This is a genomic window from Celeribacter halophilus (genome assembly GCF_900114135.1).
GTDB classification, from domain to species: Bacteria; Pseudomonadota; Alphaproteobacteria; order Rhodobacterales; family Rhodobacteraceae; genus Celeribacter; species Celeribacter halophilus.
Genome location: NZ_FORY01000002.1, coordinates 197,813 through 220,752, shown reverse-complemented (window position 1 = coordinate 220,752; position 22,940 = coordinate 197,813). Strand labels below are relative to the sequence as shown.

Annotated in this window: 20 protein-coding genes; 7 read left to right on the top strand and 13 right to left on the bottom strand. The window is 58.9% G+C overall.

The features are described from left to right. Positions 1-10: 10 nt before the first annotated feature. Positions 11-820 (bottom strand): transglutaminase-like domain-containing protein, encoded by an 810-nt coding sequence (locus BM152_RS02750; protein ID WP_066606512.1) that lies wholly within the window; start codon positions 818-820, stop codon positions 11-13. Positions 821-838: 18 nt separating this feature from the next. Continuing rightward, entirely contained in the window at positions 839-1,033 is a 195-nt protein-coding gene (locus BM152_RS02745; RefSeq protein ID WP_066606219.1) for a hypothetical protein, read from the bottom strand. A 309-nt stretch (positions 1,034-1,342) separates the two neighbouring features. Between BM152_RS02745 and BM152_RS02740 the strand changes: the two genes are divergently transcribed. Further along, positions 1,343-2,668: an HlyC/CorC family transporter gene (locus tag BM152_RS02740; RefSeq protein WP_066606218.1), complete on the top strand. Its 1,326-nt coding sequence runs from the start codon at positions 1,343-1,345 to the stop codon at positions 2,666-2,668. Beyond that, positions 2,668-3,459 (top strand): 23S rRNA (adenine(2030)-N(6))-methyltransferase RlmJ, encoded by a 792-nt coding sequence (locus BM152_RS02735; protein WP_066606212.1) that lies wholly within the window; start codon positions 2,668-2,670, stop codon positions 3,457-3,459. The genes BM152_RS02740 and BM152_RS02735 overlap by 1 nt, the downstream gene beginning before the upstream one ends. Positions 3,460-3,478: 19 nt before the next feature. On the opposite strand, the gene BM152_RS02730 is transcribed toward BM152_RS02735, so the two are convergent. After that, entirely contained in the window at positions 3,479-5,047 is a 1,569-nt protein-coding gene (locus BM152_RS02730) for a helicase HerA-like domain-containing protein (RefSeq protein ID WP_066606206.1), read from the bottom strand. Positions 5,048-5,779: 732 nt separating this feature from the next. Here BM152_RS02730 and BM152_RS02725 point away from each other — a divergent pair. Further along, entirely contained in the window at positions 5,780-6,427 is a 648-nt protein-coding gene (locus BM152_RS02725) for an invasion associated locus B family protein (protein WP_082715424.1), read from the top strand. 96 nt (positions 6,428-6,523) lie between these two features. On the opposite strand, the gene BM152_RS02720 is transcribed toward BM152_RS02725, so the two are convergent. The 4 genes from BM152_RS02720 to BM152_RS02705 form a co-directional block, all read right to left on the bottom strand. Then, a complete protein-coding gene (locus BM152_RS02720; RefSeq protein WP_066606199.1) occupies positions 6,524-7,735 on the bottom strand; it encodes a beta-ketoacyl-[acyl-carrier-protein] synthase family protein in 1,212 nt (403 codons plus the stop codon). Further along, a complete protein-coding gene (locus tag BM152_RS02715; RefSeq protein ID WP_066606198.1) occupies positions 7,732-7,995 on the bottom strand; it encodes an acyl carrier protein in 264 nt (87 codons plus the stop codon). The genes BM152_RS02720 and BM152_RS02715 overlap by 4 nt, the downstream gene beginning before the upstream one ends. 220 nt (positions 7,996-8,215) lie before the next feature. Next, the gene (gene lpxD, locus BM152_RS02710) at positions 8,216-9,277 is read right to left on the bottom strand and encodes a UDP-3-O-(3-hydroxymyristoyl)glucosamine N-acyltransferase (RefSeq protein WP_066606196.1); all 1,062 of its coding nucleotides are present in this window, start codon (positions 9,275-9,277) and stop codon (positions 8,216-8,218) included. A 131-nt stretch (positions 9,278-9,408) separates the two neighbouring features. After that, positions 9,409-11,055, bottom strand: coding sequence for a L,D-transpeptidase family protein (locus BM152_RS02705; protein ID WP_066606193.1), 1,647 nt, complete (start codon positions 11,053-11,055; stop codon positions 9,409-9,411). A 657-nt stretch (positions 11,056-11,712) separates the two neighbouring features. Between BM152_RS02705 and mepK the strand changes: the two genes are divergently transcribed. Then, positions 11,713-12,282 carry a peptidoglycan L,D-endopeptidase MepK gene (gene mepK / locus BM152_RS02700; protein ID WP_066606186.1) on the top strand — a complete coding sequence of 190 codons (570 nt, stop codon included), beginning with the start codon at positions 11,713-11,715 and terminating at the stop codon, positions 12,280-12,282. 72 nt (positions 12,283-12,354) lie between these two features. Here the strand turns inward: mepK and BM152_RS02695 are convergent, their stop codons facing one another. The 4 genes from BM152_RS02695 to xylB all read right to left on the bottom strand — a co-directional run bounded on the left by BM152_RS02695 (position 12,355) and on the right by xylB (position 17,019). Continuing rightward, on the bottom strand, positions 12,355-12,543 hold the full coding sequence (locus BM152_RS02695) for a hypothetical protein (protein ID WP_066606183.1): 189 nt from the start codon (positions 12,541-12,543) through the stop codon (positions 12,355-12,357). Positions 12,544-12,758: 215 nt separating this feature from the next. Further along, the gene (ade, locus tag BM152_RS02690) at positions 12,759-14,453 is read right to left on the bottom strand and encodes an adenine deaminase (RefSeq protein ID WP_066606509.1); all 1,695 of its coding nucleotides are present in this window, start codon (positions 14,451-14,453) and stop codon (positions 12,759-12,761) included. 9 nt (positions 14,454-14,462) lie between these two features. Beyond that, positions 14,463-15,443, bottom strand: a complete 981-nt coding sequence (locus tag BM152_RS02685) for an NAD(P)-dependent oxidoreductase (protein WP_066606180.1) — start codon at positions 15,441-15,443, stop codon at positions 14,463-14,465. 136 nt (positions 15,444-15,579) lie between these two features. Next, entirely contained in the window at positions 15,580-17,019 is a 1,440-nt protein-coding gene (gene xylB / locus BM152_RS02680) for a xylulokinase (RefSeq protein WP_066606177.1), read from the bottom strand. Between the two features lie 232 nt (positions 17,020-17,251). Between xylB and BM152_RS02675 the strand changes: the two genes are divergently transcribed. Further along, the gene (locus BM152_RS02675) at positions 17,252-18,766 is read left to right on the top strand and encodes a CRTAC1 family protein (RefSeq protein ID WP_066606175.1); all 1,515 of its coding nucleotides are present in this window, start codon (positions 17,252-17,254) and stop codon (positions 18,764-18,766) included. Positions 18,767-18,803: 37 nt separating this feature from the next. Here BM152_RS02675 and BM152_RS02670 read toward each other — a convergent pair whose 3' ends face one another. After that, positions 18,804-19,646 carry a TolB family protein gene (locus BM152_RS02670; protein ID WP_066606173.1) on the bottom strand — a complete coding sequence of 281 codons (843 nt, stop codon included), beginning with the start codon at positions 19,644-19,646 and terminating at the stop codon, positions 18,804-18,806. 69 nt (positions 19,647-19,715) lie between these two features. Then, positions 19,716-20,756: an L-glyceraldehyde 3-phosphate reductase gene (gene mgrA / locus BM152_RS02665; RefSeq protein ID WP_066606171.1), complete on the bottom strand. Its 1,041-nt coding sequence runs from the start codon at positions 20,754-20,756 to the stop codon at positions 19,716-19,718. Positions 20,757-21,023: 267 nt separating this feature from the next. Between mgrA and BM152_RS02660 the strand changes: the two genes are divergently transcribed. Continuing rightward, complete coding sequence (locus BM152_RS02660) at positions 21,024-21,563, top strand: TRAP transporter small permease (RefSeq protein ID WP_158527937.1); 540 nt, start codon at positions 21,024-21,026, stop codon at positions 21,561-21,563. Further along, on the top strand, positions 21,560-22,882 hold the full coding sequence (locus tag BM152_RS02655) for a TRAP transporter large permease (protein WP_066606166.1): 1,323 nt from the start codon (positions 21,560-21,562) through the stop codon (positions 22,880-22,882). Before BM152_RS02660 ends, BM152_RS02655 begins: the two co-directional genes overlap by 4 nt. Positions 22,883-22,940 lie beyond the last annotated feature (58 nt).

The following is a 22,940-nucleotide window of genomic DNA, read 5'->3' as shown; positions in this document are numbered from 1 at the left end:
CAACGCGGTGTCAGCTTTCCTCGTCGGTCCAGACCTCGAACCCGGCCAATTCGTTCTGTCCGAATGACTGGAGCATCGGCACATCCGCCGCATCACGGCCCCGCGCCATGAGCACCCGTCCGATCCGAGGCATATTGTTGCGCGGATCATAGACATACCACGCCCCGTCGAGCCAGACCTCCATGAAGGCCGCAAAATCACCCGGCGGATAGGGCGGCGCCATGCCGATATCGCCCAGATAGCCGGTGCAATAGCGGGCCGGAATATTCATGCAGCGGCAAAAGGCGATGGCCAGATGCGTGTAGTCGCGGCAGACGCCGACGCCTTCGCGGTATGCTTCGGAGGCCGAGCGCGTGGAGCGGGCCTGCATGTAATCGAAAGTGATGTGGTTATGCACGAAATCGCAGATCGCCTGCACCCGTGCTGCCCCCGGAGGTGTGTGCTCGAACAGGCGCCATGCTTCGTTGGACAGAATATCCGTATCGCAATAGCGCGAGCCCAGCAGGAAGGGCATGGTCTCGTCGGGCAAGAACTGCACCGGCGTTTGGCCAAGCGACAGCGGCGGCTGGACATCCGGCAGGCCATCGTCGCGAATGACCGCCTGTGTGCCAATACTGAACGCCCCCTGCGGGGCGACAAAGCGCGTGCACCAGTTTCCGAAACCGTCCCGATAGGCGGTCAAGGGCACCGGCGGGGTCGTAACCAGATGATCCGGATACTCCAGATCGCTGGCTCGTGAGAAATGCACATTGAGAAGCGCAATCATCGGGGTTGGCTGGGGGAGGTTAAGGTCGAACCGACAGCCAAGACGTATCCGCATCATGGGTCTCCTGTGGTATTATTTGCGTTTGGGATCAAAGCGCGTCCACTGTTTGCGGCGCTCGGCCCCTTCTGGCGCGAAAGACGTGTCGAAAATCGACTGGCGCTTCGGCGCTTCCTTGGATTTCGGCGGCACGGCGCGTTTTTCCGCGCCCTTGCTGGCGTCAGACTTGTCGCCGGATGTGGTCGGATTGGCGGGTTTAGAGGTGGTCATGGAAACTGTCCTTTGAAAAAGCGAAAGAGAAACGAGGCCGGATCAACAGGCTTGAGCACACAGACGGGCGGCTCAAGGGCGGGAGGTCACGGGCAGCAAGCGACACAGAAAGAAAACGATACAGAAAGTCCGGCACGTTATCCGGGCTCCCAAAGGGACCAAAACGACGCGTATCCCGCACGGCCATCGGCCAAGGGGCGCATCAAGGAACGGTGCATGGTGCAATCATAGTCCGACATGACGGAAATAGCGAGGACAGAATATGATCCACCTCTTGCACAGAAGGCCCCGCGTGCCCATAACCAACCCATGACAGAGACCACGCTTTTAGACGCCGCATTCTGGATCACCGCCGCAGCTATTGTGGCGCTTTTGCTCATGTCCGGATTCTTTTCCGGCTCGGAGACCGCGCTGACGGCGGCCTCGCGCGGAAAACTGCGCGCGCAGGCCGACAAGGGCGACAAGGGCGCCGAACGCGCGCTGGAGATCACCGACGACAGTGAACGCCTGATCGGCTCGGTGCTTTTGGGCAACAACCTTGTGAATATTCTGGCCACTTCTCTGGCGACAGCGATGTTCACCAAGCTGTTCGGCCAGAACGGCGTGGCGCTTGCGACCCTGATCATGACCGTTCTGGTGCTGATCTTTGCCGAGGTGCTGCCCAAGACCTACGCCATCACCAACCCCGAAACCGCCGCCTCGCGCGTTGCCGGACCGATCTCCCTGATTGTCAAAATCTTCGCCCCTGTGGTGGGATTCGTGCGCCTTCTGGTGCGCGGCATTTTGCGTCTGTTTGGCGTTCAGACCGACCCCGAAGCCGACATTCTGGCCGTGCGCGACGAGATTGCGGGGGCCATTGCTCTGGGCCATGTTGAAGGTGTGGTGGAAAAGGAAGACCGCGACCGTTTGCTTGGCGCACTGGATCTGGGTGAGCGCACGGTTGAGGAGATCATGCTCCACCGCTCGAAAATCGAGATGGTCGATGCCGATCTTCCCGCCGCAGAAATTCTCGAACGCTCGCTCAAAAGCCCGCACACGCGCCTACCGCTTTACCGCGGGGATCAGGAAAACATCGTTGGCGTTTTGCACTCCAAAGACCTGCTGCGCGGGATGCATGCCCAGCGTATCGCCCATGAAAGCGAAGACCCGCATATGACGGTGGATTTTCACGATTTCGACGTGATGGCCGTGGCGATGGAACCGTATTTCGTGCCGGAGACCACGACGCTCGACGACCAGATGCGGCAATTCCTGAAACGCCACACGCATTTTGCGCTGGTGGTGGATGAATACGGCTCTTTGCAAGGCCTGATCACGCTGGAAGACATTCTCGAAGAAATCGTGGGCGAGATCACCGACGAGTTCGACCAGTCCGAAGACGTGCCGAAACAATCGGGCGAACCCGGCGAATGGGAAGTTGATGGCGGCATGACGATCCGCGACTTCAACCGCTGGACCGAATGCAACCTCTCCGACGAGGAAGCCAACACAATCGCTGGTCTGGTGATCCACGAAGCCCAGACCATCCCCAATGCCGGACAGGTGTTCTCCTTCCACGGCTACCGGTTCGAGGTGGTTGAACGCATCGAGAACCGCATCACGAAACTCAAAATCCGCCCTCTAGGAGACATGTAATGCTGTCCTATCAACACGGCTTTCACGCCGGTAATCTGGCGGATGTCCAAAAACATGCGCTTTTGGCCACGATGCTCGATTACCTGACACGCAAGGACAAACCCCTGTCCTATATCGAGACCCATGCAGGCCGCGCACTCTACGATCTGGCCGGCTCACAGGCCCAAAAAACCGGCGAAGCGGCCCAAGGCATCGAAAAGGTGGCCGACTGGTTCAAACCGTCCCACCCCTATGCCCGCGCCCGCAAGGCCATTGCCGAGACCCATACGCGCAACATCTACCCCGGCTCTCCGGCCATTGCGCAGGCGCTGTTGCGCGACACGGACCAACTGCATCTGGCGGAATTGCATCCGACCGAATTTGCCGAGCTCAAGGCCAACACCGCCGCCTCTCCGAGCTTTGCCGGTCTGCATATCAAGCAACAAGACGGCATCCAATTCGCGCAGTCCATCTGCCCGCCGGAGCCGAAACGCGGGCTTATGCTGATTGATCCTTCCTACGAGATCAAAAGCGATTTCGAGACACTGCCCAGCACGATCTACAAGCTGCACCGCAAATGGAACGTGGGCATCATCGCGCTCTGGTATCCGATCCTGAAAAACGGCACACATCTGCCGCTGGTCGAGGGCATGAAATACGCCAATTTCCCCGGCTGCCTGCACACAGAGGTGCGGTTCAAACCGGCGCAAAAGGGCCACGGGATGCATGGCTCGGGTATGTTCATCATCAACGCCCCTTACGGGTTGGCAGAAGAGGCGGCGCGGCTGACCGGATTGTTCAACCGCCTGTAAGGGTCACCTCCCGAGCGGATCAGCGGGCTTTGAATAGCCCGCCCAGAATCCCGCGCACAATCTTGCGCCCCGTGGTGCCGGTCAGTTCCTTCATCACCATTTTGGTGACTTCGGAGCCAAAGGATTTCTCGCTCGACTTGCGCGATGATGTCTTGGTGGCCTTGCGACTGTAATTTGTGCCGTCATAGCGTCGGGCCTTGGAAAACTCGCGGGCCAAGGCCTCGCGCCCTTTGACCTCGCCCTCGGCCTCTTCTTTCGCCTCAAGCTCCTCCGCCGCTTTGGCCGCAGCCTCCGCGCGCGCATTGAGCATCTCGAAGGCGCTTTCGCGGTCCAGAACCGTCTCGTATTTTCCGGCCACCGGCGAGGCGGACAAGACCCCTGCCCGCTCTGCCGCTGTGATCGGTCCAAGCTGCGAGGACGGCGGGCGGATCAAGGTGCGTTCCGAAATCCCCGGCACGCCCTTGGCCTGCAGAAACGAGGTCACCGCCTCGCCCGTGCCCACCTCTTTGATCGCGGTTTCCACCTCGAACCGCGGGTTCGGACGATAGGTCTCCGCCGCACGGGACAGCGCCTTTTGATCGCGCGCCGTAAAGGCCCGCAGCGCATGTTGCACACGGTTGCCCAACTGGCCGAGAATGTCTTCGGGAATGTCATCCGGATTTTGCGTGACGAAATAGACGCCGACGCCTTTGGAACGGATCAGACGGGCCACCTGCTCGACCTTGTCGACCAGAGCCTTGGGCGCGTCATCGAACAGCAGGTGGGCTTCGTCAAAGAAGAACACCAACTTCGGCTTGTCGGGATTGCCGATCTCCGGCAGTTCCTCGAACAATTCGGACAAGAGCCACAAAAGGAAGGTCGCATAAAGCCCCGGCGAGGACATGAGCGTGTCGGCGGCCAGTATATTGATCCGCCCCCGCCCGTCCTCATCGGTGCGAATGATGTCGTTCAGATCCAGCGCAGGTTCTCCGAACAGCTTGGCCCCGCCCTGATTTTCCAGCACCAGAAGATCGCGCTGGATCGCCCCGATGGAGGATTTCGCGATATTGCCATAGCGCAGGGTCAGCTCATCCGCATTTTCCCCGCACCAGACCAACAAGGCCTGAAGGTCTTTCAGGTCCAGCAAAGGCAAGCCCTGTTCATCCGCCACACGGAAGGCGACGTTGATCACCCCCTCTTGCGCCTCGGTCAGCCCAAGAAGCCGCGAAATCAGCAAGGGGCCCATCTCCGCCACCGTGGTGCGGATCGGGTGGCCCTGTTCTCCGAACAGATCCCAGAAGGTGACTGGAAAGGCTTCGTAGCTGTAACGGTCCGCAAATCCGATGGTTCCGGCACGCGACATAAAGGCGTCATGCAGCTTGCCCTCGGCGCTACCGGACTTGGCTAGCCCCGACAGATCACCTTTGACGTCCGAGAGGAATACAGGCACACCAGCCTTGGAAAAGCTCTCCGCCAGAATTTGCAAGGTCACGGTTTTCCCCGTGCCCGTCGCCCCCGCGATCAGCCCGTGGCGGTTACCGTATTTCAGCAAAAGCTCCTGCGCCTCGCCATAGCCTTCGCCGCCGCCACCCACGAAAATGCGATCCATCTGACCTCTTCCTCTGTCATCTTACCGGCGCGTCTTGTGATTCCCCGCCAAAAGGCCAGAAAATTCAAACGCGTATGTCCCTACAATACAAATTTAACCACTTCGTGCCAGTCTATAGACATCCGGACCACCTCTTCGGTGCGGATTGACTTCCTCCCTGTCAGACTGGCCGCCCGGGGTATTGTCTCCGGTGCGGTTCTTTTTCGCTACTCCTGTGTTTGGATACCATCGACCGTTCGCAATCCGCTCGCCTCGCAAGCGCGTGAACAGGCGTCGCAGCCGAGAGGGACTGCTTAAAGAAGAGGCAAAACCCGCTCTTTTGATCATATAGCCCTGTCCCAGACCTTAATTTTTCGTTGACGGTCGAAAAATCCTGTCATAGCGTTATTTCTATAAGTCGGCCAAGTCCGACGGGGAGAGATATATAGAAATCATATGATTTCAAAAGATCGTTACGATCCATGAAAGCCTCGGTCATGCCGGGGCTTTTGTTGTTGGACTTTGTGTCTCAAATAAAGCCACGCGCAAAGCCGCCAGAAACCGCGCAGCGGATCCACGCGATACATCAACGCAAACCATCACCGAGAAACGGGCACAGACGGGGCAAGACCAGACAGGCGAAGCCTTGCCATGCCGCCCCTGCTTCACGAAAATATTCTCCATGCCCCCCTGACAGACCTCCGGCCCCATGTTAGAGCAAAGGGTGAATTTTCAACAACGCATGGACGGATGATGTTTTCCATCTCTCACAAGATCACCTCCCTCACCTCCGCCACCCTCTTGGCTCTCAGCGTCGCAATGCCCTCTATGGCACAGGATGCAGGGCTCTCAACCGGGACGCCAATCGAAACGAACACTGTCGGACGCGCCTACACGCTTGAGACTCATGGCGATTGGGAAGTGCGTTGTATCAACGCCCCTGAAGGTCAGGTCGATCCGTGCAGCCTCTACCAGCTGCTGAAAGACGAGGACGGCACCGAAGTGGCCGAAGTCGCTCTGTTCCATGTCGGCAGCGAAGAGGTGGAAGCTGCGGCAACCTTCACCACGCCGCTGGAAACCCTTCTGACCGCGCAGCTTGCGCTGTTTGTCGACGGGGAAAACGGTCGCCGCTACCCGTTCCAGTTCTGCAATCGCGTCGGATGCTATGTGCGCGCGGGTCTGACCTCGGATGATGTCGCCTTGCTGAAAAAAGGCGCCGAAGGTCTTGTCGGCATCGTGCCTGTGGGCCGCACCGAGGAGCCTGTCCGTCTCAAACTGTCGCTCACCGGCTTTACGGCGGGGTATACGAAAGTGACCGAGCTCAATGAAGCCGCGAAAAACGGCGAAGGCCCCTCTGCGCCGGACGAGATCGAAAACACAGAAGAGGCACCTGCGGAGTAACCCCTCCGGCAGAAGCCTGAAAACAGAGAACGCCGCGCGGGAGAAATCCGGCGCGGCGTTTTTCATGAGCTTATCACAAAGATCAGGCGGCTGTGCTCAGGAGGCTTTCTTCAGCGCCAGAACCGCATTCAACCCGCCAAAGGCAAAGGCGTTGGACAGGGCCACCTCGACCTGCGCCTCGCGCGCCACATTGGGCACCACGTCGAGCGCACATTCAGGATCGGGTTCTTCGTAATTGATCGTCGGCGCGATGATCCCGTCCCGCAGCGCCATGATACAGGCCAGTAACTCGACTGCACCGGTGCCGCCAATCAAATGGCCGTGCATGGATTTCGTCGAGGAGATCATGATGTTGTCGGCATGTGCGCCCAAAGCATCCGCCACAGCGGCACATTCGGTTTTGTCATTGGCCGCCGTGCCCGTGCCATGCGCATTGATATAGCCGACAGCGGAGGCATCCACCTGCGCATCATTCAAAGCGCCGGAGATCGCCCGCGCTGCGCCCTGTTTGGAAGGCATCACGATGTCGGAGGCATCAGACGTCATGGCAAAACCGATCACCTCAGCCAGAATTTCCGCGCCGCGTTTCTTGGCGTGCTCGTATTCCTCGAAGACGAACACCGCCGCGCCCTCGCCCTGCACCATGCCGTTGCGGTTCATGGAGAAGGGACGGCAGGCGTCTTTCGACATCACGCGCAGACCTTCCCAAGCCTTGACCCCGCCAAAGCAGAGCATCGACTCGGAGCCGCCTGTGACCATCGCCGTGGACATGCCGCAGCGGATCATGTTGAATGCCTGCCCCATCGCATGGTTCGACGACGCACAGGCCGTCGCCACGGTGAAGGACGGGCCTTTCAGGTTGTAGGCCATAGAGACATGGGAACAGGCCGCGTTGTTCATGAGCTTCGGCACCACAAAGGGATGCACGCGGTTCTTGCCCTCTTCATAAACCACACGGTAGTTGTCATCCTGCGTGGTCAGACCGCCGCCGGACGTGCCAAGGATCACACCGGAGCGGGTCGCCAGATCGCCGATAAACTCCAGACCGGATTGCCGGATCGCCTCTTCAGCCGCGACCAAAGTGAACTGCGTGAACCGATCGTAAAGCGCCATTTGCTGACGGTTGAACCGCCCCTCGGCATTCCAACCGTGAATCTGCCCGCCGATCTTGATCGCCAAACGGTCCACATCACGAAATTCGAGATCGGACACGCCGTTTTTACCCTCGGCCATCGCGGCCAGAGTGGTGGGGACATCAAGCCCGAGCGCATTGACCGTGCCAGCGCCGGTGATCACGACACGCTTCATGATTTCTGATCTGCGATCAAGGCTTCGACCGCTTTGACAATGGCCGAGACAGAGGAAATGTCGAATTCCGACTGCTCCGGCTCGTTGGCATTGAACGGCACGGAAATATCGAAGGTTTCTTCAATAGCGAAAATACTTTCGACCAATCCGAGACTGTCGATCCCCAGCGCTTCGAGAGATTGATCCATCGACACATCGGACGGGTCCAGAACGGCCTGCTCCGCGATGATCTCGATGATTTTCTCTTTCACATCCGACATATGATCCCCTCCGATAAAGGTTTGTTGAGTGCCTTTAACCTTTCACGATGAACTTGGGCACAAGTTGTTTGTGAAAGGCTCCCTGCATCAATACGTTATACCGTGCTTCCCGAAGTTCTGTGGTTTAAGGTGTTCGAGAAACGCTTTAGTCCGAATTTTCCGCCTTTGGAACAGGTTTTTGTGACAGTTCCTTATGATGTGACGCGACGATGCAGTGCACTCACGCTTTCCCTTTGAGTTTAGAGAGCATACGCGGCAAACGACGCAGCGCCTTATACATCTCCACATGGGTTTGCATCGCCACCGCAGGATAGCCCATCATCGCCTTGCCCTTGGGCACATTGGACAAAACGCCCGTGCCCGCGCCGATGATGGCTCCCTGCCCGATGGTCAGGTTGTCCGCCGCGCCCGCTTGCCCGCCCATGACACAGAAATCACCGATCACCGTGGAGCCGGCAATCCCGACCTGCCCGCAAAGCAGACAGTGGTTGCCGACCACGACGTTGTGGCCAATGTGAACCTGATTATCGAGCTTCGTGCCGTTGCCGATGCGGGTGGCGCGAATGGTGCCTTGATCAATGGTGACATTGGCCCCAAGCTCGACATCATCCCCGATCACAACCGACCCGATCGAGGCAATCCGCATCCATGCCTGCCCTGCGGCCTCAACCGTTTCTCCAAGGCTTTCGCGGGCTTCTTCCACCGCAGATTTCTCCTGCGTGACAAAGGAAAATCCATCCGCGCCAATCACACCACCGGGTTGCGCGATGAGCCGGTCGCCGATTGTGGCTCTGGCCCCGATCTTGACGCCGGAATGGATCAAGGCATCGTCGCCAATCGTCACCCCCGCCCCGATAGACACCTGCGGCGCAATCCGTGCGTTCCGCCCGATCCTGGCCCCCTTGCCGATCACCACCAGCGGACCGATGGCCGCGCCCTCTGCGATCTCTGCCGTCTCATGGATCACCGCCGTTGGATGGATCCCCGGCTCAAGCCCAAGCCCGTGATCGAAACTGGCCGTCACGCCAGCCATAGCCAGACGTGCGCGTTTGACAAGGATGGCCGCCTTGAGGCCCAATGACTGCCAATCCGCCCCATCCCAAAGCACAGCCGCCTGCGCCTCGCCCTTTGCAATCAACTCGGCAAAGCGCGGGTCCATCGCCAGCGCCAGATCCGTCGCCCCCGCATCTTGCGGCTCGGAGGCCCCATGCACGACAATACCGCCATCTCCGGCGAAAGGCGCGTTCAGGGCGGTGGCAAGCTCTGCAATGGTGATGGGCATAGGGTCTCTCCGGTTGAATTGCCGAAGACATAAGCACTTTCTCGAGCTTTGAAAAGGAAGGGCGTCCAAGGATTTCCCCTGAACGCCCTCATGTTTCAGCACTGTTGCAATCTCTTGATCAGAGCGCGCCGTTATCCGCCGACAGAGCGCAGTTGCACGCCTTTGTTTTGCAGCGCAGCCCAGATTTTCGCATCCCGCCCATAGATATCACGACGATATTCCATGCCGCCTTTCGGCTTGCTCACAGCGGTGCGGTAGATCAGGTGCACCGGCACATGCTTTTCGAGAGGCACCACGGATTCGACACCCGATTTCAGCTTGGCCTGAAAGAAGCCTTCCGGATCGGAGGTTTGCTTGGCCAAAAGCGCATAGGCGAAATCGAAGGGCTGTTGTAGGCGGATACAGCCATGCGAGAAGGCGCGCACTTCGCGGCCGAACAGGCTCTTCGACGGGGTGTCATGTAGGTAGATGTTGTATTTGTTCGGGAACATGAACTTCACCAGCCCGAGCGCATTGCGGTTCGACGGCGGCTGTTTCAGATTGAACGGGAAGCTGCGGGACGTGTATTGCGAGAAATCCACATTGGCGCGGTTCACCGTCCGGCCCCGACTGTCCACAAGGCGCAAATGGCCTGCGGCATTCGGGTTTTTCTGCATCATCGGCAGATATTCCTTAACCGCAATCGAGCGCGGCACATTCCACGTCGGATTGATAACCAGATGCTCCATCTCGTCGGAGAACTCAGGGCTACGGCGGTCGCCAACATTCTGCCCGATCACCGAACGCGTCTCGAAGGTCACACGCCCGTCGTCGATAATCTTCGCGGAGAAATCCGTCAGATTGACCCAGACGTGGCGTTCACCCAAAGGCATATTGATCCAGCGCTCACGCTCAAGCGCCACGAGGATCGAAGCAAGGCGTTTTTCCGGACCGACATTGACCTCGTCCAGCGTGGCTTTGCCCGCCACACCGTCCGCCGTCAAACCGTGGTCCATCTGGAATTGCTGCACCGCCTTTTGCATCTTGGCATCATAAGTGGTCGCCGCAGAGCGCGGCAGGTAGCCCATAGCCATCAGACGATTGCGCAGGATGACGACTCCATTGCCGCTGTCACCGGGTTCATATTTCGAACCGGGCACGGTCTGGCCCCAGCCGCCCTTGCCCAGAACCTGTTCCAGATTGGCTTTTTCCTTGAGCAGACGCGCATATTCCGGCGAGCTGGGTTCCAGCTTGCGCAGGTAGGCCTGCGGATTGGATTTGGTGAAATTCGTCAGAACCGCAAGACCATCGCGGTAAGGCACCTGACGCACCAGACCGGAATCGATGCGGGACGGGACCAGTTGGCCGGTCTGGATGTCTCGGGCGTAGTCGAGGAAAAGCTGTGCCATCGCCACTTCGGCGCGGCCCAGATCACGGTCGGATTTGATCGCGCGCAGATTGGCGACGAGAAGCGAGGTGTCATAGGGCGCAAGCCCCTTGGCCGGCGCGGCATTCACCGCCCGCAGCAGCGCCTGACGCCGCGCCTTGGCCCGTGCGGAATTGTCCGTGAAAACCGGTTTATAGCCGTTGGCGCGGTAGAATTCGGAGAGCACCTTTGAAGATGATGCAGCCTCGGCCACCGATTGCATAAAGGCGCTGACCTGTTGCGCCTGCACCGGCGCAGGGGCCAGAACAAGCGGTGCGCCAGTCAGGGCGAGCGACATGGCCAGAAGCCCCGCCTTCAGCGATTTGTGAGCAAAGCGTGGCTGCGACAGCCGGGAAACCGGAAAAAACAACATATGTATCCTCGAAAGATGTTCAGCAGTCAGTTGGCCCAGAATTACATCAATTCCGCGCAGTGCGGCAGAGCAAAGTATAGAGCGCCGCGCCCCTGTGCCAAAAGAACAACAGGTCATGCGAAAGGGAAAGCAGCCGGATTTTTCCCCTTAAATCCGGTGTTTCCCATGCCTCTTCGAGAAACGACGCGCTCCATTTCTGACGGTCAGTCTCGCCCCCATTCTGCCCGCGCCTCCTAGTGGACCGACGCGGGATATGGCCTGAGATTAAGGATTTATAAAGGAATTTGCGCAAAAACCCGCCGATTTAACCCATTCTTAAGAGAAGTGACCAAACCGGCGCTTGGCCGGAGAATCGCAATGTGCCATAAACACCGCAGAACCACAGCAATGTGGCTCTCATACAGGAGTTTCGACGCCGGATTACGCTCGACGGGCACAAAACCGGCACACGATCTAACAAAATTGTGATTGCGCAGCACCGCTATGTTTCGCAGCACAAGGCCGAAAAAAGAGGCAAAAATGCCTTCAGCAGGTCAAAATCGTGTCGAAAATTCTGGCTAATGTGGTCGGCGTAAACGGTATATAAACCGTAAGCTGACACAAGAAAGACATACCGCGTGAGGCGGGAACAGGTAAGCGACGGGACGCTTTGATAGAATGACGAATAAAGCAAGTGGCGTGATCACACGCCGTGGACTTCTTCGCGGATTTGCAGCAACAGCCATCAGCGCAACTCCAGTATACGCCAATGCAGCAGGCTTCCTGCGCGGCGCAGGTGACGTTCGTCGGCTCAACATGTATTCGGGCCGCACGGGTGAGAGCATCGACACGATTTACTGGATCGAAGGCGAATATATCCCCGAGGCGCTCAAGGAAATCACCTATTTCTTCCGCGACTGGCGCAACTCCAAGGTCAAAGCTGTGGATGCGCGCACCGTAGACATTATGACAGCGGCGCACCGGCTGATGGAAACCGACGAGCCCTATATGCTCCTGTCCGGTTACCGCTCCCCCGAAACCAACGCCATGCTGCGTGCCCGCTCGCGCGGTGTTGCCAAGAACTCTCTTCACATGAAAGCCCAAGCGGCCGACCTGCGTCTCAAATCCCGTTCCGTGACGCAAATGGCCTCTGCGGCGAAAGCCTGTTCTGCCGGAGGTGTGGGCACCTACCGCGGCTCCAACTTCGTCCATATGGATTGCGGCGTGGTTCGTAGCTGGAACGGCTAAGCCGAATACTTATTCCCGATACAAAAAGCCGCCTCTGGGGCGGCTTTTATCATGGCATAGGTCTATCAAACCTCACGCGCCCATAAATTCCGGCACATCAACGGGTTTGAGGTCATCAGGGCTCTCCCCGTCCTGAATTTCCTGACAAGCCACCGGATAGTGATCATCCGTCGTGCATTGCGACACAGGATAACGCTCCACGCTTTCACAGGCGGCAAGGCTCAAAGTGATCAGCGCCATGGGCAGGATCAGTTTCTTCATCTCGTCTCTCCTTTACAAACACCCCGTCTGAACGGTCCGGATTATGACCATGCGGGGCGGATTTACTCTTTGATCTCGATGCAACATGTGGTCACTTTGACAGTTTCGTCAATATGGGAAACATGCAAAACTAAACCAATCAGTTCACTTTTTCTTTCAAGCAAGAACACCCCCTGTTTCCAGAGGGTGCTATCAGACTTCAAAGAGAGGAGATGTCAGGCGATAATTTCGAACTTGGTCACATCTACCATGCCGCGATCCGTGATCTTGAGCGCGGGAATCACTGGCAGCGCCAGAAAGGCCAGTTGCAAAAACGGCTCTTCCAGAGTGACCCCCAAAGAGGCTGCGGCCTTGCGCAATTCGATCAGGTGATCGCGCACCACTTCGAAAGGCTCAAGGCTCATCAATCCCGCTACAGGCAACGCCAGTTCGGCCAGAACCTCACCATCTCGCACCACGACAAACCCGCCCTCGATCTCCGAGAGCCGATTGGCGGCCAGCGCCATGTCCCCATAATCGACGCCGACACAGGCGATATTGTGGTGGTCATGGCAAACCGTGGAGGCAATCGCCCCCGCCTTCAGCCCGAAGCCTTTGACAAAACCGCTGGCGATATTGCCGTTCTTGCCGTGCCGCTCGATCACCGTGATGCGCGTCAGATCGCGGGAAGGATCCGGCGCCTTGTCACCATCAACAATCGGCACGGTTTCATGCAGATGCTCGGTGATGATCTTGCCCTCAAGAATACCGATCACATCGGTCTCTTCACGGTTGGCACTGGCACGGAAATCCTCCGACACCACCTTTGGTGCCTTGACAGAGCCACGCCCAACGGGGGCCACATGCCCACGGGCGTCAAAGGCTTCGTCTGTCACCTCAACACCGCCCGCAAAGACTATGGAAGCATTGCACTTTTCCAGACTATCAAGCACCACAATATCGGCACGTTTACCCGGTGCGATCATGCCGCGATCCTTGAGGCCAAACGCTTCCGCCGCCGATAGGGTTGCCGCGCGATACACCGCCAGAGCCGGACTGCCCAACGCGATCAACTCACGGATCACATAATCCAGATGGCCATATTCCCCGATATCCAGCGGATTGCGATCGTCGGTGCACAGACACATGTAAGGTGCGGTCAAATGGGTGAGCAGAGGTTGCAGAGCATGCATATCCTTGGACACAGACCCTTCGCGGATCAGCACCCGCATCCCTTTGCGCAGCTTCTCACGCGCCTCATCGGCGGTGGTGGCCTCATGTTCTGTGCGAATACCCGCCGCGATATAGGCGTTGAGATCAGTCCCTGACAGCTGCGGGCAATGGCCGTCGATATGGGCATCCTCGAACAGCCGGACTTTCTTCATCGCCTCCGCGTCGCGGTGGATCACGCCGGGGTAATTCATGAACTCGGCCAGCCCGATGCCGGAGGGATGCCCCATCACCTCGGCAATGTCTTTGGCCAGTAGCTCCGCCCCCGCCGTCTCCATATGAGTCGAGGGCACACAGGAGGACAGCTGCACACGGATCGACATGAGCGTGTGTTCGGAGGCGGCCTGAAAATAGCGGATCCCCGGCAAGCCGATGACATTGGCGATCTCATGCGGGTCACAAATCGCCGTGGTCACACCGCGTGGCAACACGCAGCGGTCAAATTCGAAAGGCGTGACCAGAGAGCTTTCGATATGGAGATGCGTGTCGATGAAACCGGGCACGATCACCTGCCCCGTCACATCAATTTCGCGCTTGCCGTGATAACTCTCATAGACGCCCGCGATCCGGTCGCCCACAATCGCGACATCGCCCGCAATCAATTCCCCGGTCATCAGATCAAAGATCAAGCCGTTCTTCAGCACGATATCAGCGGGTTCCTCGCCACGCGCCACCGCAATCCGCCGTTCCAAGTCACCCATCTCCATCTCCTATACCCTGACCGCCGGAACGCGCTCCAAATCCTCGGGCAGACCAAGTGCTGCCCGCTCCGCATCCCTGCGGCTCACCAGCCAGACAACGCGCCCACCGGCCTCATATTTCGACATGATCGCCTTGCGCTGATCCGACAAAAGCCAGTCTTCCGTGCCATAGCTCTGCCCCACGATCACCCGCTCGGCATCGCGGCGGGCCAGTTCCAGCATGGGCGCAAATTCCGGCTCGGCGCAAATCACCAGATCGGCCTCCTGCATCCGCTGCACCGCACGCAAGGTCATCAGGTCGGGCTCGACGCTGCCAACAGGCAAAAGCGCCACAGAACCCTGCCCCGTGTCCTCCGGCGCACCACCGGCAGCCATCGCAGCCTTGATCTTTTCCGCCGCCTCGCGCTCGGCTCCGCGGGCAAAGGACTGGCGTGGACTGCCTTGATAGACCCAGCGCCAGAAGGCCCGCCGTTTCTCACGCGGCATCTCTTCGGCCACGGTATCACGCAAGCGCCCGCCCAAGGCCACAAGCTCGCCCAGACGCGGCTCCAGCAGGCTTTCCATTCGTGTCTTGATCTGACGGGCAAGCACAGGCGCCGCCCCTTCCGTGCCAATGGCCACCACGAGCGGGTCACGGTCCACGATAGAGGGCGTGTTGGCCTCGCACAAATCGGGCCGGTCCACCACATTGACCAAGGCCCCTGCGGCACGCACCACCTCAGCCAGCTCCGCATCCCGCACCTCGTCTTCGGTGCAGACAAACACCAGCGCGGCATTGGCAAAAAGCGACTCGTCGATCTCTCCCGCGTGATGCTCGGCGCGACCTTCGGCCACCAGAGCGGCCAGTTCCACGTCAAGCTCCGGCGCGACAAGCACGATCCTCGCTTCGGTCTTCAGCATCAAACGCGCCTTTTGCGCCGCTGTTTCGCCGCCGCCGAGAATCACAACATCGCGCCCGCTCATACGCAGGAACATGGGAAAGAATTTCATCGCGCGGCCTCTTTTGTCTTTTCCCCAGAGTCACCGATTGGCGCGCGAATGACAAGCCCGACACCACGCACCTGTCAAAACACCGTTGCAGATCACTGCCGCGCTGTCAGCCCACTGTGAAACCCTTTAAAATCGCTCACCGCAAGGTTTTGATCGCGCTTTGCGCCGCTTTGAACCGCGCGAACCCGTCCTCAAAGGCCGAGGTCAATGCGGTGTTCGGCGCAATAGTGGTTTTGATCTCGGGGGCGGAGGCGATCTCTGCCCCGCCGCCTGTCGCCGCCATCATGCCAAGACGTGCCGCACCAAAAGCACCGCCGAAATCTCCCGCAACGGGAAGGTCCACAGGCACGCCCAAAGCCGTTGCAATCACTTCGCACCAATACTGCGACCGGCTACCGCCACCCACAGCCAAGAGTCGTTCAATTTTGGTGCCCGTGGCTGCCAAAGCCTGAGCACAATCCTTGATCGCAAAACTCACACCTTCAAGCACCGCGCGCGTGCCCGCCGCCGTATCTGTGGCATGTTCCAATCCCGTGAAAGCCCCACGAATACCCGCATCGTTCAAAGGGGTGCGCTCCCCGCCCAGATAGGGCAGAAATTGCGTTTTGCCCGGCGCCTCAACGGCGCCAAGCGCCGAGGTCAGTTGCGCCGCCTCCTGCCCGACAAAGCGCCCATACCAGTTGAGCGCATCTGTCGCTGCAAGGATCACCCCCATCTGATGCCAAGTCTCCGGCAAGGCGTGACAAAACGTATGCACCGCCGTCTCCGCATCGGGGTGATAGCCGTCATTAGCCGCAAACAGCACGCCGGAGGTGCCAAGGCTCACAAAGGCCTGACCGGCTTTGACCACACCAACCCCGATGGCCGAGGCCGCATTGTCACCGCCGCCCCCCGCAACGACACAGGAGGCCGGAAGCCCCCATTTCGAGGCCAGATCAGGGCGCAACTGGCCGGAGACTTCGGAACCTTCCACCAGACGCGGCATGAAGCTGCGATCCATATCGGTCGCCGCCAAAAGCGCATCGGACCAATCGCGTTTGCCCGTGTCGAACCAAGCGGTGCCAGCGCTGTCGGACATATCACCCACATAGTCACCCGTCAGAAACAGACGCAGATAATCCTTTGGCAACAGAACCTTGGAGGTCTTTTTGAAGATCTCGGGTTCATTGTTTTTCATCCAAAGAAGTTTCGGCGCGGTAAATCCCGGAAAGACGATATTGCCGGTGATCTCGCGGAATTTCGGGTCGGCATCAAGCCCCGCTGCCTCCGCATGAGAGCGGGTGTCATTCCACAGGATACAGGGGCGGAGCACCTTGTCCGAAGCATCCAGAAGCGTCGCGCCATGCATCTGGCCGGACAGACCGATGCCTGCCACGCCGGACAGGTCCGCTTGCGCCCCGAGGGCGGCCAGAACCGCCTCACATGCATCCAGCCAGCTTTGCGGGTCCTGTTCCGACCAGCCATCCTGCGGGCGTTCATTCGTCAGCGCGGCATTCGCCTCCGCCACAACCTTCTGATCCGCGTCGATCAAAATGGCTTTGAGACCGGAAGTCCCGAGATCAAGTCCGATATACATGTGAATTCCATTTGTTATGGGCACGACAGTTATGCGCCCGACCTGAAGTTCAGATCAATAGGCTTGCGGAGGCTATTCCCCATGATGATCATACAAACCGCAGGCGGGCCTTTATGACGGCCCTGCATTGACCCTTCTCTCCGGTGACCGCTTGCGCTACGACCTGCTCTATGCTGAGGTTGTGCGCAGCGAAGGCCTTGGCGTTTGATTTTGAGACGGAGATTTTTGTGGGATGCCCCACCGATTACTGGTTTTTGCCTTTGGCCTGATAACAGCCACTCCCTTGCCACTTCTGGCCCAAACCATACCGCAGTTCCAGAACCGGTCAGACGCCCTGCCTCCCCATGTCTATGGCGGCGGATGGGAGCATTTTGTGGGCGGCGGTCTGGCCGTCTTCGATTGCAACAGCGACGGGATGCCCGAGATTTTCGCAGCTGGCGGAGAAAACCCCGCGCAGTTGATGCTGAACCGCTCGTTTCAAGGCGAGGCCCTGCGTTTCGAAGCGGGCGAGATCATGGAGATCACCGGCGTCACTGGGACTTACCCGCTCGACATTGACAGCGATGGCGTGACCGATCTGGCAGTGCTGCGGGTCGGCGAAAACCTGTTACTGCGTGGACTGGGTGATTGCGCTTTTGAACGCGCCAATGAGGCATGGGGTTTTGACGGCGGCAACCGCTGGACCACAGCCTTTGCCGCAGGTTGGGAAGGTGATGCCGACCGTCCGACACTGTTTTTCGGCAATTACGTCAATCGCGACGATCCTGACGGGCCGTTCTGCAATGCCAACGAGCTGCACCGGCCTGTGGAGAGTGGCTATGCGAAGACCCTGCTGGAGCCGGGGTTCTGCACGCTCTCGGCGCTGATCTCCAAAGGCGCGCGCGGCAAGCAAAGCCTGCGACTCTCCAATGACCGATACTCCTACATAAAAGACGGCTACGAGCAGCTTTATGATCTGCAAGACAACCGCTTTCTCGGGGCGCAGGACGGCTGGGAACCGCTGTCGATCTGGGGCAAGGGGATCGCGGAGCGGGATGTGAATGGCGATGCCGTGCCGGATGTGATTCTGACCTCGATGGGCGATCAGCTTTTGCGACTGGGCCATGAGGACGGAAGCTACAGCCCCGCGCCCTACGAAACCGGCACCTATGCTCACCGTCCGCATCTGGGGGATGACGGTCGGCCTTCGACGGGCTGGGCGGCGGATTGGGGGGATGTAGACAATGACACGCGCGTGGACCTGTTCATCGCCAAGGGCAATGTCGAACAAATGCCGGGAAGTGCGGCGCATGATCCGAACAATCTCCTGCAACAAAAATCCGATGGCACGTTCCGCGAGGTCTCGATTGCCGCCGGTGTGGCCTCTATGGCGAAATCCCGTGGCGGACATCTGGTGGACCTGAATGGTGATGGCAAGCTTGATCTGGTGGTGATGAACCGTGAAAGCGGGATGGAACTCTACGAGAATGTCACGCGCAATGTCGGGCAATATCTGGCCGTCACCCTACGCCAGTCGGGCCTCAATCCGCGGGCCGTGGGCGCCACGGTCGAACTGCTCACCAACCGCGGCTTGCAACGTCAGGAGATCACCGTGGGCGGTAGCCATGCCTCGGGCAAATCGGTTCCGTTGCACTTCGGTCTGGCCAATGCCGAAACCGCGCAGATCAGGGTGGTCTGGCCTGATGGCGAGGAAAGCGACTGGGTCAAGCTGACCTCATTCAACCGCTGGGTCGAGCTGGCGCGGTAAATCCCTTTTCTCGACTGGAAGACCGGACTGCACCGTATCAGGACGCATATTCGACATAGGCGAATGCCTGCCCGTCCGGCGACCATGACGGCACATTGAGCGTGCCCTGCCCGCCCGTGAGTGTCACCAAGGTGCGCGTCGAACCGGTCGTCGCCTCCCAGAGCCGCAAGGCCACATGCATCCCCGCAGGATGGCCCACAGTGCCCTCGGGATAGGCAAGATAAACCACTTTCTCCCCCTCCGCCACTAAAGGCGCGGGATGTGGAAACCAGTTCACCAAAGCATCCTCTGTCATCCGTTCCAGACCGGACCCGTCGAGACGCACCCGCCAGAGTTCCGAGGCCCCTGTCCGGTCCGAGTTGAACCAGACCCATTCACCATCGACGGAGAAATCCGGCCCGTCGTAGTGATGCGCCCCCTCGATCACACAGGTCTCCTGCGTGCCATCCGAGAGCGCTGTGTAGATGCCGAAAAGCCCTTCGCGCACCGCCGTGTAGCAAATCATCCGCCCGTCCGGCGAAGCCCCGTGAAACCACGCGGGCGTCTTGCCCACGATCTCCACGGGATCATCCTCTGTGGCCAAGGATTGCCGCCAGATACGCGCGCCGTGACCATAAGAATGATCGCTGAAATACAGCACCTCTCCATCGGGAGACACCCCGTGGTCATTGTTCAGATTGATGCAAAGTCCAGTGTCGATTTCCAACAGTTCCGGCTGCTCCAGATCAACCCAGAACAGGCTACCCCCGCCATTGACGATCAGCGCAGAGCCATCGGGCATCCAATTGGGCGCGGCGATCTCCATATCCGTTTCAAGGACGGGAAACTCCGCCCCTTCCTCGAAATCGTAAATCATCAAACGCGAGACCCAACCCGACATGGCATTCCTCCCGAAACCTGTTTCCGACAAGCCTATACCGTGCCGCGCCCCGCGCCAATGGCTGAAACCTCAACCTTCTCCGTGGCCTTCGGAAGACTGCGCCCAGAGGTTGATGTTGTCCACCTCGACCGCAGCATCAATGGCGGCAAGTTCTTCGGCTGTGAACGCAAGGTTCCCGATGGCGCCGACACAATCCACAACCTGCGATGGTTTCGACGCTCCGATCAGTGCAGAGGTGATCCCGCCATTGCGCAACACCCATGCAATCGCCATTTGCGCAAGGTTCTGCCCGCGCGCGGCGGCGATGTCATTGAGCCTGTTGAGCGAGGCAATTGCACGGTCGGACAGAACATGCGGATCAAGAGATTTCCCCTGTGTCGCCCGCGACCCTTCAGGAATGCCCTTGAGATATTTACCCGTCAGCATGCCTTGCGCCAAGGGCGTGAAAGCGATCGACCCGACGCCCAACTCTTGCAACGTCTCCTTGAGCCCATCGCGCTCCACCCAACGGTTGAGCATGTTATAGCTGGGCTGGTGGATCAGACAGGGCGTGCCCAGTTCCTCAAGAATGGCCACCGCCTCGCGCGTGCGCTCGGCATTGTAGGACGAAATCCCGACATAAAGCGCCTTGCCCTGCCGCACGATACTGTCCAGCGCACCCATGGTCTCTTCCAGAGGCGTCTCCGGGTCAAAACGGTGCGAATAGAAAATATCGACATAATCAACGCCCAGACGTTTCAGAGACTGGTCACAAGAGGCCATGACATATTTGCGCGATCCCCATTCACCATACGGTCCCGGCCACATGTCATAGCCCGCCTTGGACGAGATAATCATCTCGTCACGATAGCCCCTGAAATCCGTTTTCAAAATCTCGCCAAACGCAGTCTCCGCACTGCCCGGAGGCGGACCGTAGTTGTTGGCCAGATCGAAATGCGTGATACCCAGATCAAAAGCCGTGTGGAGAATCTCCCGCTTGGTCTGATGCGGCGTATCATGGCCGAAATTGTGCCACAGCCCCAAGGAAATCGCGGGCAGTTTCATACCGGATTTGCCGCATCTGCGGTAAACCATTGTGTCGTAACGGGTCTCTGCGGGTATATAGCTCATGAGGTCCTCCCTTTCACAGCTTGCATGCGTGAACACGCCTCCAAGAATTGAAGCCGCGCAGCCTCTTCGTCAATCTCGGAAAACCGCGCAATGGGGGTGCTGAAAGTGCGGCCCCCATGGCCACCGGCACATTTCACCTTGCCCTCACATTTCGCGCTCCTGTTTCCTTTGTGCCCCAAATACTCAAATCCGCTTTCAGCGCCGGTAAACTCCGCCGGATTTTTCTTTGACCTTCGCCCTTGCTCCGCTAAACCCCCTCGTCATGAGGTGGCCAAAGAAACCTGCGAGGTGCGGATGTATCACAACCTGTCAAAAGCCGTTCGCGGGCTCGCAAGGCTCACTGCGCTGACCGGCGGGTTGGGCCTTTTTGCAGTGATCATTCTGACCTGCCTCTCCGTCTCGGGACGTGCGCTGGACGGATTGGGTTTCGGCCCTGTGCCCGGCGACATTGAACTGGTGGAATTGGGCATCGGCTTTGCCGTTTTCACCAGCCTGCCCTACGCCCAATACATGCGCGCACATGCCCGCGTTGATCTGTTCAAACCTGTTTTCGGCGGCACGGTGAACCGGTGGCTCGATCTGGCCGGAGATCTGTTGATGCTGGGGTTCACCGCCCTTCTGGCATGGCGGCTCTGGTTTGGCATGATAGACAAGGCCGCCTATGGCGAAACCACCTTTATCCTGCAAATCCCGCTGCTCTGGGGTTATGCCACCGCGATGATTGCCATGTGCGTGGCGGTACTCGTGGCACTGTTTTGTGTGTTGCGCGCGACAAGAGTAGTCCTCCAATCGGGAGACACAGCATGAGCCGCTTTGAAATCGGGCTTTGGTCCTTTCCGGTCCTGCTTTTGCTGATCTTTCTGCGCGTGCCGATCGGCGTGGCTATGGGGATTGTCGGTTTTGGCGGGGCCTATCTTTTGAACGGCAACGCGATCATGATGCTCAGCCAGCTCAAGCATCTGACCTATGGCGATTTCTCCTCCTACAGTTTCTCGATTATCCCGCTGTTTTTGCTGATGGGCCATTTCGCCACTTTGGGCGGCATGTCGGCGGCGCTGTTCAAAGCCGCAGAGACATGGATCGGTCACCGCAAAGGCGGGGTTGCTATGGCTGCGGTGGGAGCCTGCGCGGGGTTTGGTGCGATTTGCGGCTCGTCACTGGCCACGGCGGCCACGATGGGCAAGACCGCCCTGCCGGAACTCAAACGCTACGGCTACTCGGGACGCCTCGCCACGGGCGCACTGGCGGCGGGCGGCACTTTGGGCATCTTGATCCCGCCCTCGGTGATCCTTGTGATCTACGCCATGCTGGCAGAGGAAAACATCGCCAAGCTCTTTGTCGCGGCCTTTGTTCCCGGCCTTCTCGCGGCCCTTGGCTATATGCTTTGCATCTCGATCTATGTGCGCCTGCACCCCGAGAGTTGCGGCGGGCGCGACAGGGCCGCGTGGTCCGAACGCCTCACTGCACTCGTCAAGGTCTGGCCGGTTCTCGCCATTTTCACTGCCGTTGTCGGCGGCATTTACCTTGGCATATTCACCCCCACCGAAGCCGCCGCATTGGGCGCGGCGGGCACAGGCGTGGTGGCACTGGTGACAGGCGGGCTGACGTGGCGCAGAGCAGGTGAGGCGATTCTGGACACGGCGGCATCGACGGGCATGATTTTCATCATCCTGATCGGAGCGAAAATCTTCAACAACTTCCTCGCCCTCTCCGGTCTGCCGATGGCGGCGGCGGGCTGGGCCGAAGGGCTGACCCTCTCGCCGTGGCTGATCCTGCTCGCCGTGCTTTTGATGTATCTGGCCTTTGGCTGCGTCATGGACAGCCTGTCGATGATCTTTCTCACCATCCCGATCCTCTACCCGATCATGGCGGGGCTGGATTTTGGCCTGTCACCCGACGAGTTTGGCTTGTGGTTCGGGATCATCGTGCTGATCGTCGTGGAGGTCGGACTTATCACACCACCTGTCGGGATGAACCTCTTTATCATCAACGCATTGGACACGGATGTGCCGATCTCGGAAACCTTAAAAGGCACCTTGCCCTTTGTTCTGACCGACCTGATCCGTGTGGCATTTCTCGTGGCTTTTCCGGTGCTAACGCTGGGGCTTGTGCGGGTCATCTTCTGAAAAAAGCGCCCTTCCGTTTCCAGAAGGACGCGTTTCAAATTCACCAATCTCAAACCAC